The sequence below is a fragment of the Streptomyces sp. NPDC057654 genome (assembly GCF_042800135.1).
Lineage (GTDB): Bacteria > Actinomycetota > Actinomycetes > Streptomycetales > Streptomycetaceae > Streptomyces.
Genome location: NZ_JBHVHQ010000211.1, coordinates 1 through 11,203 on the forward strand (window position 1 = coordinate 1; position 11,203 = coordinate 11,203).

Genomic DNA, 11,203 nt, shown 5'->3' on the forward strand with positions numbered 1-11,203 from the left:
AATTCGCACCCACCATGCCGCCCCTTCTATTCGCGCCTTTTACGGCTCCGGGTTCGGGTAGAGGTCCTTGCTGTCCTGGACCATCCGCTCAAAGGTCAGCCGATGGTCCTCGTTCTTCAGGGCGAATTCCAACAGGGCCGTCGACCAGTCGTCGAAGAGCGAGAAGGTGCGATCCACCATGAGTTTCGCCTGCTCGCGCTGCGAGGTGTCGAGGAGCGGAAGTTCGGTCGCCTCGACTTCCGGGGACTTGATGCTGTGCGACGCCTCCGCGAGGTAATGGCGCGTGCCGAAGAACTCACATTCCTGACCGCTGCTCAGGGTGATTCCCTGGCAGTGCTCGAATATCGTCACCGAAACAGCTTCGATGGACTCGACCATCGCGAACACGGCGTAGGTGGGAGCGTTGGCGGCCATCTCGGCCAGCCCGAGGCAGAGCCGCCGGGAGTGCTGGAAGTCCGCTCCCCACAGCACCCGTGACGCGTCGGACAGGGGCATGGGGCCGTCCGCCCCGAGCCTGGCGAGGTCGGTGAGCATCCACTGCCAGTGGAAGTCCTCCTCGTAGGTGTGGTCGTTGAGCAGGACCTGGAGCGGGTCGAGCTCGCCGTCCTCGACGGTCTTGCGGAAGACGTATTTGTTCAGGTCGGAATAGCCCATGATGAAAGGTATGACGCTCGGGGCCCAGGCCAGGCGCCGGTCCCCCGGCAGTGTTTCATCGGCCAGGAGGCGGATGAAGAAATCGTGGTCCTCGTACCGTTTGCGCTGTTCTTCGATGTAGCGGATGACTTCCCGCACGTTCGTCTCCGGAGTTCGCAAGAGTGCCGGGGCGGGCAGGGTGAAGTCCGGCCCGTCGGCACGGTGCGACTTTGTCGTACCTGTTTATAACGACGGGGGTTTCGGGCGCGAGGTTCCAGCGTTCTTCGGCCGGCCGACGCCAATGGCCGGGGAAATCCAGGGATATGTCCGCTTGAGGGCCGCTCCGGCCCGTCGCAGGCCCCGCCTGAGGCAGCGTCAGCCACTGGGGCGACCGGGCGTCCGAACGTAATCCTTGAGTCTGATGCGGATGTAGCCCGGCGGTGGGATGTCGCGTCCCGGCGGCGCCACTAGCTTTTTCGCCGTAGGCAACGCTGCACACCCGCAACACCACAGGAGATTCCCTCTGATGGCATTCTCTGGCCCCCGCCACGGCACCGCCCGCCGCGCACGCCGAGCAGGCGTACTGGCCTCGGCGTCGGCGGCGCTCCTGGCCGGCGTCGTCTCAACTGCCCCGTCCGCATCGGCCATTTCGCAGGGTACGGACGCGCCCGCCGGCGCGGCTCCCTGGATGGCGACGCTGGCGTTCCCCCACGACACACCGCTCACCGAACGCGGCTACTGCGGGGGAACACTCATCGCCCCGGACCGGGTACTCACCGCCGGGCACTGCGTGATGGGCAAGTCCCCCGCGGACTTCGACGTCTATCTCGGCGCCGATCAACTCTCCAAGCCCCACGGGGAGGCGCACCACGCGCGGGGCTGGTTCCGGCACCCGGGCTGGCAGAAGATCACCACCGATGACGGCACGTTCGCGGCCCATGACATGGCCGTGGTCGTACTCGATCAGCCGGTGAAGGACGTGCGCCCCGCGCAGATCGCGAGTGCCGACGAGGTAGCCGCCAAGGTGGCGGGCGGAGGCGCCGGGACGCTCTACGGCCATGGCGCCACGGAACACACCGATCCGAAGAAGGGCGGGCTGACCGACCGGCTGAAGCAGGGCACGATGAAGCTGCTCCCGCCGAAGGAGTGCGCCGAGGACATCCCGAAGAACTCCGTGGACAAGACCGACTTCTGCACCACCGGCGTCCCGGCTGATGGCGGCGCGAAGGCGCCGAGCGTCTGCCCCGGCGACTCGGGCGGCCCCCTCACGGTGTCCACACCGAACGGCCGCAAGGTCGCCGGCGTCCTCAGCGCACAGAGCGGCGACGGCTGCGACGGCAGCGTGCACCAGGGCCAGTTCATGAATCCCGCCCCCTGGCGGCAGCAGGCCCTGCGCCCGAACCCCGAACTCGCCCCGACCGGCACGCTGCGCGTCCACGGGACTCCGGCCGAAGGCAAGCGCCTGGACGCCACGATCGACGCGCTCGCCCCGAACTCCGCCGACGTGCACTACTCCTGGTACGAGGAGAAGACCGACGACGGCTTCAAGTACAACGTCCCCATCGACGGGGCCACTTCTTCGAGCCTCACCGTGTCCAGGGACCTCGCGGGCAAGCATCTGCTGTGCATCGCGACGCTGAAGTCCCCGGCGGGCGAGGTGCGGCTCCAGCAGTCGGTGAATCCCGCCGCCTCCTGACAAATCGATTGACATGTAAAGGAGTTGTGCAAAGATCCAGGAGTTATCGCGACACGTCTCATCACATTGGGGTGTGTCGCGCTTCTTCTCATGACTTCTGGAGACATAGATGCCTACTTCTTACGGACGTACGTACGGGCTTACGCGCGGACGCACGGGCGGGAGCGCGAGTGGACGCGTGGGCGGACGCGCGCTGGGGCGCGTCGCCGCCGCGGCGCTGGCCGCCGTCCTGGTCGGCACCACGGCCGGCACCGCGATGGCCAAGGACGCGGCCCCGGCGCCGCTCAAGGACGCCGTGCGCAAGGCCGCGGAGCACAGACCCGCGGCGCACGGGGCCCTCAAGTCGCTCAAGGGGGCTCCCGGCACCGCTCCGATCTTCCCGGTCTCCGCTGTGAACGGTTCGGGCGAGCTGTACTTCTACTGGCCGGACGGACGCGGCGGCCTGGAGGCCCGCGACTACGTGACCGACGGCTGGGGCGACTTCAACGCGGCGTCCACCGTCGACAACGACAAGGACGACTTCGCGGACGGCCTGTACGCCCGTACGAACAGCGGCTCGCTGATCTTCTCGAACGCGGAGGGCGCGCGCGAGATCTCGAACGGCTGGGACAAGTACGACCTGGTCTTCTCCCCCGGCGACCTCGGCGGCGCCAAGGAGTCGGACGTCCTCGCGCGCGACAAGGATGGCGTGCTGTGGCTCTTCCTCGCCTACCCCGACGGCTCGTTCACGAGCGTCGCGCACCGGGTCGGCCCGGGCTGGGGCCAGTACACCGCGATCGCGGGCCAGGGCGACCTGACGGGCGACGGCAAGACCGACATCGTCGCCCGTGACCGCGACGGCGTCCTGTGGCTCTACAAGGGCACCGGCGACTACAACAAGCCGTTCGCGCCGCGCACGAAGATCGGCCCCGGCTGGAACCAGTTCAACGCCCTCTTCTCCACCGGCGACGTCGACCTCGACGGCCGCAGCGACCTGATCGCGCGGGACAAGTCCGGAGCCCTGTGGCTGTACAAGGGCACGGGCAAGGCTTCGGCGCCGTTCCAGTCCCGCGTGAAGATCGGCAACTCGGGCTGGAACCAGTTCAAGCTGCTGTTCTGAGCAACTGGCGGGGACTGGCGGGAGGTGTTGCGTCATACGCAACGCGTGTTGCGAGTAGCGAGGGAGCGGTCTTGAATGCCTGATGCGTGGCGTAACCACCCTGCGCCGCACGGATGTTGATCCGGAGGTCTTCATGAACCGAAAGCTCGCATCAACCGCACTGGCCGCGACCGCGACCGCTCTGCTGGCCGGGGTGGCCCTCGCCACCCCGGCGTCGGCCGCCACCGCCGCACCGGCCGCCCCCGCAGACCCCGCACGCACGGCCGCGTCATCGGTCCACATCTCCGAGTACTACTGGGACGTCACTGGAATCGGCTGGACGATGAATGCCGCCAGGGCTCACGCGGACGACAAACTCAAGGAGAAGGGCTGCCTCTCCGGAGGCGTGCTCTCCACCGAGCACCTGCCGGACTGGACGTGGAAGGTAGTCGTCCGGGGAATCTGCCCCGGGACGGAGTGACACGGGTCCTGGCTCTGCTTTGACCCGCTCTAACTGAAGGGCGCGCCGACCGATTTGGGCCGGCGCGCCCTTTGCGTGGTGGAGGGCGCGGAAGCAGGTTGGACCAGGGCTCACACAAAACCCCGGCGGCGGGGGTCAGACGGTCAGGACGACCTTGCCCTGGAGGTGGCCGGCGTCGAGTAGGCGGTGCGCGTCGGCGACGCGCTCGAAGGGGAACGTCTCCTGCACGTGGACCCGGAGCTCGCCCCGTTCGACGAGGTCGACGAGACCGCGCAGGCCGACCGGATCGGGGTCGACCGCGATGCCGCTGAAGCGCATGCCCGCCGCCTCGTACCTGGCGATGAGTTCCGCATCACCCTCCGAGACCGCCGTCACCAGGTGACCGCCAGGGCGGAGCACCCCGAGCGACCGCTCGACCGTGTCGCCGCCGATCGTGTCGAGCACGACGTCGATATCGCGCACCGCCTCGGCGAAGTCGACCGCCGTGTAGTCGATCACCTCGTCCGCGCCGAACCCCTCCACGAACTCGCGCTTGTTCTTGCTCGCGGTAGCGATCACATACGCACCGAACGCCTTCGCGATCTGAACCGCGACGTGTCCGACCCCGCCACCACCCGCATGAATCAGAACCCGGTCCCCCTCACCCACACCTCCGAGATCGACGAGCCCCTGCCACGCCGTCAGCCCGACCACCGGCAACGCCGACGCCTCCACGTGCGAGAGCGACGCCGGTTTCCGCACCAGATGCAGCGCCGGCGCCGCCACCACCTCGGCGTACGCGCCCGCCGCCCGCGGAAACAGCGGCATCCCGAACACCTCGTCCCCCGGCCTGAACCGATACGTCAGCGCCCCCTCCTCGACCACACCGCTGATGTCCCAGCCGAGAACGAACGGCGGCCGACCGAGCAGCGGAGGAAACTCACCGGAACGCAGCAGCGCCTCTATCGGATTCAGCCCGATCGCCTTGACGCGAACGAGCACCTCGGTCGGAAGGGCCCGAGGCTCGGGCGCGTCCACGACGGTGAGCACCTCGGGACCGCCGAGCGCCTGCTGGGTAATGACTCGCATGACTGGCTCTCTCCTGAACTATGAAAGGGGGAGAGAAACCAGGCTAGATATGCGATAGGAACCAGCAGGTTCCTTGGTGCCGGGAAGCACGGCATCGAGTACGAGCTCCCCCTCGGCGCAACGCTGATCCTGCGCCTGCGCCTGCCGGTTTACTGCCTGCTGCTCGGTGTGCGGCCGGGGTTCAGACTGGCTCCGCTGCGCTGCGCCGCCGGCTGCTGCCGCGAAGTGGTTGTGGCGGGGGCTTCGGGCGCGGGCTCGTCTCGGCCCCGACCACGAACGCCGCCGCAGGCAGTGAACGCACCCCAGCCCGCCCCTGGTCAATGGCCACCGGCCAGCCCCGATGAAGTTGCCGAGCTCTCGTCGAGGAGTGGCGCGAGGCCGTCGAGGAGGCGTTGGAGGCCGTACTCGAAGAGGGCGTCGAGGTCGAGGTCGTAGCCGGTAGCGGTGAGGCGGGAGAGTGCGGGGAAACGGCCGGTGGCCAGGATTTCCAGGAGCGCGGGCGCCTGGGTGTCCATCCACTCCTCGCTGTCGAGACCGCTGTGCGCCTCGGCCTCCCGCTCCGACTCCAGGTTGACGGCGACGCCGCGGGCGTAATTGAGCAGCATGAGGTGGGCGGTGAACGCGGAGTGCAGGTCGAGTCCGTGGGCGTGCAGGGTGGTGAGCATCCACTCGCTGTACGGCAGGCCCGAGGTCACTATCTGAGGGCGCGTCATCGAAAGGGCCGGCGCGAGCCACGCGTGGCGGCGGAAGAGGCTCCAGAGCCGCCGGGCCGCCAGTTCGATCGCCTCGCGCCAGCCCTCCGGCGGGGCCGCGGGCAACGGGTGCTCCGCCATGACGCTGTCCAGCATCCGCGTCAACAGGTCGTCCTTGTCGGCCACATGCCGGTACAGCGACATGGTCGCCACTCCGAGCTCGGCCGCCACCCGGCGCATCGAGACCGCGGCCAGCCCTTCCGTATCGGCGACCGTGACGGCGGCGGCGACGATCCGTCCGAGCGTGAGCGCCGCCTGGCCCGATGACGCGTCGGACGGCCCGCCCGAGCGCGCGGCGGCAGCGGGCCGGGCGGTCCGTGCCGGGCGGCTCGGGGCGTTCACGACCGTTCCGACGCCGGGGACGGCGCGGACCAGCCCCTCGTGGCGCAGCTCGGTGAGCACCCTGGTCGCGGTCGCCATCGCGACGCCCCACTGTTTGGTGATCTCGCGGGTCGAGGGCACGCGGTCACCCGGCGCCAGTTCCCCCGTCTCGATCCGCCGCCGCAGTTCGCCGACGATCTGGCTGTATCGCGGTACCGCGTGTCCGCCCACAGAGCCCCCTCCGCACTAGTGCACCTGGACGGCCGCCATCCTAGCCGCCGACGCCGGGCGATTCCGCGCGAGCCCCTTTTCTCCTTCGCCCGCACTAGTGCAGAGTCATCCAACTCCTCATGCCTACAAGCAATTTCACGCTTGCGCACTACCCTGCGTACGGCGTACGTTCGCACCGTGCCGAACAACGAGATACTCATCAGCGGGGCCGGCATCGCCGGGCCCGCGCTGGCGTACTGGCTACGCAAGGCGGGCTGCGGAGTCACCATCGTGGAACGCGCGCCGGAACCCCGGCCGGGCGGGCAGACCGTGGATCTGCGCGGCGCCGGTCGTACCGTGATCGAGCGAATGGGCCTCATGGACCGGGCCAGGGCGGAGTGCGTGGACCAACGCGGCCTCGCACTCGTCGATGCCTACGGCCGGACCACCGCGCGGATGCCCGCCGACAGCTTCGGCGGCGAGGGGATCGTCTCCGAGATCGAGATTCTCCGCGGCGATCTCGCCCGCCTGCTGTACGAGGCCACCCTGCCGGACACGGAGTACCTGTTCGACGACACCGTCACCAGGATCGATCAGGACGCCGACGGGGTCGCCGTCACCTTCGAGAACGCCGCGCCACGACGGTTCGGGCTGGTCGTCGGCGCGGACGGGCCGCACTCCGTGGTGCGGGCGCTGGCCTTCGGCCCGGAGCAGGAGTTCGTCCGTCCGCTCGGGCTCTACACGGCCTGGTTCACCGCCGCCGCCGGCGACGACGACTGGGAACTCGACGGCTGGTACCTGATGCACAACGCACCCGGCGGGCTGGTCGCCTCCGCGCGGCCCGGCCGCCTCCCCGGCGAGATCAAGGCCGGCCTCAGCTTCCGCTCGGCCCCGATCCCGTACGACCGCCGCGACGTCGCCGCCCAACAGGAGATCGTGGGCCGGCGCTTCGCCGGAGTCGGCTGGCAGACCCCACGTCTGGTGCGCGCCATGCGTACCGCGCCGGACTTCTCCTTCGATTCCATGGGCCAGGTCCGCCTCGGCCGCTGGACGCGCGGCCGGGTGGCGCTGCTCGGCGACGCCGGATACTGCGCGACCCCGCTGACCGGCCTCGGGACCAGCCTGGCCCTGGTCGGCGCCTACGTCCTGGCCGGCGAACTCGCCGCCGCCGATGGCGACCACCGCACGGCCTTCCGCCGCTACGACGAGGTGATGCGCCCGTACGTAACCCAGGCCCAGCAGCTCCCGCCGGGCGGTGCCGCGGGATTCGCGCCTTCGAGCCGGTTCGGCATCCGCCTGCGCGACCTCTCCATGCGCCAGATGACCCGCTGGCCGATGCGGCGCCTGCTCGCCGCGCAGTTCGCCAAAGCCGGGGACATCGCGCTGCCGGAATACGGCCTCGCCGCGAACGTACGCTGAGCGGCTCCCGGCCACGGGCCGCCGGAGGTTCGCGAGCTTGCCGCGGCGACCGACCGCCCAGTTCCCCCGTACCCCCGTCCCCCGTCGTCCCGCCGTCCCGTCACAAGACGTCGGCGAGGCGGTCCACTTGACTCGGGTCAAGGCCGTAGCAGTAGAGCATGACCTCGTCGGCTCCGAGGTTCGCGAAGTCGGTGATCGCCGTGCGGATCGCCGACGGCGTGGTGAGCATTCCGTTCACCATCTGGTCGGCCCTGCCGGTGAAGGCGTAGTACGCGTGCATGTTGGCCTGGGCGTCGTGGACCACGTCGTCGGGGCCGAGCGCGACGTTGACCTGCGCGACGATGCGCGGTTCGCCGTCGCGGCCGTACTCCTTCCAGAACCTGCGTGCGGTATCGAACAGGCCGCCTGCCCAGGAGGGCGCCGCGGCGGCGAGGAAGCCGTCGCCCCAGCGTGCGACGCGTTCGATCGCGGCGGGCTTGAACCCGCCGAAGAGCACCTCGGGGCCGCCGGGCCGGGCGGGCGCGGGACCGATCGGGCCGGCGCCGTCGCCGTGCGGCTCGCCGGACCACAGGCGGCGCATCACCGCCATCTGCTCGTCGAGGCGTCGGCCTCGGGTGCGCATATCGATTCCCGTGACGTGGTGATCGTCGTCCCGGCCGCCGATGCCCAGGCCGAGGACCAGGCGGCCCCCGGTCATCCGGTCCAGGGTGGCGGCCTGCTTGGCGAGGAGGGCGGTGTCGCGCAGCGGGGCGAGCAGCACCTCGGTCTGGACGCGAATGCGGGAGGTGGTGCCCGCGAGGACGGCGAGTGCGACCAGGGGCTCGGGGTTGTCGTAGACGAGCCGGTCGAGCAGGCCGAGTGTGCTGAACGGCCCGTCGTCGGCGCGCTGGGCCCAGGTGAGCAAGGCGGCAGGGTCGGCGATGGGCAGGCCGATTCCGACGTTCATGAAGGAGACCTCCGAAAGGAAGGGTCGACAAAGTCTGCTGCCGCCCCTCCGGCACCTCAGCGAGGTGGGACGTTCCCGCCCTGCGGCGTGCTTCTGGGGAACGTCTCGTCGAAGTGATCTCACCGTAGAGCGATTCGGCTCGATGGGACAAGCCGATTTCTGACGCGACGAACAAGCCCGCCCCTGACTTCCAGTGGGGCTGACGCCGGTTCGAGGCTGAGCGGTATGCCGACTGTGCGTCGAGCTGGGCTCGTTGCTCCGAACAGGGCGCGTAACGCCCGTTCATCGGCATTTATGATCTTGAACATGGGACGGATACCGGAAGTGGTGTTGCGGGGTCGAGGCGTCGTCTTCCGGTTGGAGACGTACACGGTGCGGGTGATGCGCGGTCGCGTCACCTGGACGGTTCCGCTGGCGGCGATCGAGCATGTCGAGCACGCAGGAGGACACGTCCTCCTTAAACTGTCCCGCGATGCCGCTGTTAGCACCGAGGACAACAACGCTTTCACGCTCACCACCCGCAACACCACCGCCGCCGACGCTTTCGTCCGACAGTTGCGTACCGCCCTGAGACGCCGTTCGGCCTCGGCGCAGGGGCCGACCCAGGTGGTGAGGGAGGTCACCGGGCGTCGCCTGCCGCGCCTTCCGCCCATTTCCGCGGGCGGAATGATCGCTCTTGGGGTCGGGCCGTATATCGCTTTCTTCTACGTGGCCGGGGAAAAGGGCGCCGAAGTGGGCATCGGCGGTCTCATGATGGCCATCATGATGTTCTACTGCCCTTTCGGCTGGCTGATGCTGTACATAGGCTGGACCAAGGTGATGCGCGACGCTCTGATTCTGCGACGGCGTGGCATCACCGTCCCCGGCCGTATCCGGGACTACGCCTGGCACCGCATCTCGAAGGACCAGTCGGAATGGCGCCCCGTCTACGAGTTCCGGACGCTGGAGGGCCGACACCTCGTCGTCACCCAGCCGGTCGGCCGCACGCACAAGGGCGAAAAGGGCCCGGTGGACGTGACCTACGATCCGCTGTCGCCGACTCGCGTCAGAAACCTCCGCGACAAACGCCTCACCATCAGCGGCATCGCCCAGACGTTCTTCGGCATGCTCGGAGTCGTCTTGATGGTCATCCCGTTGTGGCTGTTCATCTCCGCGCTGCTGACGGGGTGGTGAACGGCGGCCCTGAGCGGCGGGTCGCCGACGGGCCAGGGCCCCGGGCGGTGAGGCGCGCTGCGCTGCGTCTGGTGCCCCTTTCCGTCTGGGGAACGGTTGTCACCCGTAGAAGAGGGACCCACGGCTGGGGGAAAACGCCACCCGAAGGCCATCGCACCAGGTATGCCCGATGCGCCAGGTCCGCTGTTCAACAGAGTGCACTTGCCGCCCGATTCGGCACCCGAAAAGGAACTATTGCCGGGCGGCAACCGCACACTACCTACCGGTAGCCACCTGCGAAACGCAGCGGATGCCCCAACGCCCGGCACCTGTACCGGAGTCGGCGGTCAGTGCGTCCGAGGGGGGCGGGGCGAGGTCGTAACCTGTGCACAGGCCGTCGCTGAGCCGGGTCAGCGACTACTGTTCGCGGTCGCGGCCTGGGCGGCCCTGGACAGCGCACCGACCTTCGCGGCCATCGCCGTAAGGGAGCAGGCCAGGACGCCAAGAGCAGCCGGGCGGATCAGGGCACTCCGCGCGGGGTTGCGCCCCGGCCCGCCCCTCGTTACGTCGCCTCGGCTCGCTCGAATGCCGAGTACGCCGGGCACCGCGCGAACCACACGATGCGTGCCGTCGCTCCGGGGTACCGGCCGAGCCAAACGAAGACAACGGCGAGGTCGGATAGCCCCATGCCGGTCGTACTCCACTGTTGGCGACAGCCGTGATGGGGTGGAGGGGTGGGTTCGTCGGACGGCGGGTGAGGTGCTGCCGCGTTGGGCGGCATTGTGCGTGGGTGAGTGCGGGTTTCGTCTCGGACCCTCCGGGCCCAAAGCGCCGGCAGCGGGAGGGAGGGGGCGGGGCGGATGCCGGTTCGCTGCCTGCCGCACGGTACGTGGCCGAGGTTAAGGCTGGCTCCGCTGCGCTGCGCCGCTGGCTGCTGCCGCGAAGTGGTCGTTGCGAGTTGGTCGGGTGCGGGCGCGTCTCGGACCCTCCGGGTCCAAGGCACCTGTAGCGACGGGAAGCTCCGCTGCGCTCCGCAGGTGGCTACTGGCAGGTAGGGTGCGGTTGCCGCCCGACAAAAGCGCCTTATGGGACGCGGAATTGGGAGGTAACTGCACTCTGTTGAAGGGTGGACCTGGCACATCGGACATACCAGGCGCGCTCGCCGTCAGAGTGGAGTTTCCCCAGCCGTGGGCCGCTGTCGTACGGGCGGAAACCGCACCCGTACGGCCAGTGCACCCCCAGGTGCAGCGCAGCGCGCCGCATTCCCCGGCCCCCGCCGACATCCCGCCCGCAGCCAACGACCCACAGCCCCCAACTCCCCCTCACTCCGGCTGCCGTGGGCCGCAGGCCCGAAACGCCCCCGCACCCGAAGAACCCACCCCCACCCCATCGCGGTAGCAGCCAGCGGCGCAGCGCAGCGGAGCCAGCCTTAACCTCGGCCACGTAC

9 protein-coding genes are annotated in these 11,203 nt (G+C 69.3%); 5 read left to right on the plus strand and 4 right to left on the minus strand.

Annotated elements, in window-relative coordinates; all coding sequences use genetic code 11:
* Window positions 1-39 precede the first annotated feature (39 nt).
* Window positions 40-792: a hypothetical protein gene (locus ACFU99_RS17940; protein WP_384392641.1), complete on the minus strand. Its 753-nt coding sequence runs from the start codon at window positions 790-792 to the stop codon at window positions 40-42.
* 367 nt (window positions 793-1,159) lie between these two features.
* Between ACFU99_RS17940 and ACFU99_RS17945 the strand changes: the two genes are divergently transcribed.
* The 3 genes from ACFU99_RS17945 to ACFU99_RS17955 all read left to right on the plus strand — a co-directional run bounded on the left by ACFU99_RS17945 (window position 1,160) and on the right by ACFU99_RS17955 (window position 3,888).
* Window positions 1,160-2,329: a S1 family peptidase gene (locus ACFU99_RS17945; protein WP_384392644.1), complete on the plus strand. Its 1,170-nt coding sequence runs from the start codon at window positions 1,160-1,162 to the stop codon at window positions 2,327-2,329.
* Between the two features lie 178 nt (window positions 2,330-2,507).
* On the plus strand, window positions 2,508-3,428 hold the full coding sequence (locus ACFU99_RS17950; RefSeq protein ID WP_384392646.1) for an FG-GAP repeat domain-containing protein: 921 nt from the start codon (window positions 2,508-2,510) through the stop codon (window positions 3,426-3,428).
* A 133-nt stretch (window positions 3,429-3,561) separates the two neighbouring features.
* Window positions 3,562-3,888, plus strand: a complete 327-nt coding sequence (locus ACFU99_RS17955; protein ID WP_384392648.1) for a hypothetical protein — start codon at window positions 3,562-3,564, stop codon at window positions 3,886-3,888.
* A 135-nt stretch (window positions 3,889-4,023) separates the two neighbouring features.
* Here ACFU99_RS17955 and ACFU99_RS17960 read toward each other — a convergent pair whose 3' ends face one another.
* Both ACFU99_RS17960 and ACFU99_RS17965 read right to left on the minus strand, forming a co-directional pair.
* The gene (locus ACFU99_RS17960) at window positions 4,024-4,956 is read right to left on the minus strand and encodes an NADP-dependent oxidoreductase (protein WP_384392651.1); all 933 of its coding nucleotides are present in this window, start codon (window positions 4,954-4,956) and stop codon (window positions 4,024-4,026) included.
* A 317-nt stretch (window positions 4,957-5,273) separates the two neighbouring features.
* Window positions 5,274-6,260, minus strand: a complete 987-nt coding sequence (locus tag ACFU99_RS17965) for a TetR/AcrR family transcriptional regulator C-terminal domain-containing protein (protein WP_384392655.1) — start codon at window positions 6,258-6,260, stop codon at window positions 5,274-5,276.
* 177 nt (window positions 6,261-6,437) lie between these two features.
* Here ACFU99_RS17965 and ACFU99_RS17970 point away from each other — a divergent pair, with 177 nt between their 5' ends.
* On the plus strand, window positions 6,438-7,658 hold the full coding sequence (locus ACFU99_RS17970; protein ID WP_384392657.1) for an FAD-dependent monooxygenase: 1,221 nt from the start codon (window positions 6,438-6,440) through the stop codon (window positions 7,656-7,658).
* A 100-nt stretch (window positions 7,659-7,758) separates the two neighbouring features.
* Here ACFU99_RS17970 and ACFU99_RS17975 read toward each other — a convergent pair whose 3' ends face one another.
* Window positions 7,759-8,604 (minus strand): LLM class flavin-dependent oxidoreductase, encoded by an 846-nt coding sequence (locus tag ACFU99_RS17975; protein WP_384392660.1) that lies wholly within the window; start codon window positions 8,602-8,604, stop codon window positions 7,759-7,761.
* Between the two features lie 306 nt (window positions 8,605-8,910).
* Between ACFU99_RS17975 and ACFU99_RS17980 the strand changes: the two genes are divergently transcribed.
* Window positions 8,911-9,777 carry a DUF3592 domain-containing protein gene (locus ACFU99_RS17980; protein WP_384392663.1) on the plus strand — a complete coding sequence of 289 codons (867 nt, stop codon included), beginning with the start codon at window positions 8,911-8,913 and terminating at the stop codon, window positions 9,775-9,777.
* Window positions 9,778-11,203 lie beyond the last annotated feature (1,426 nt).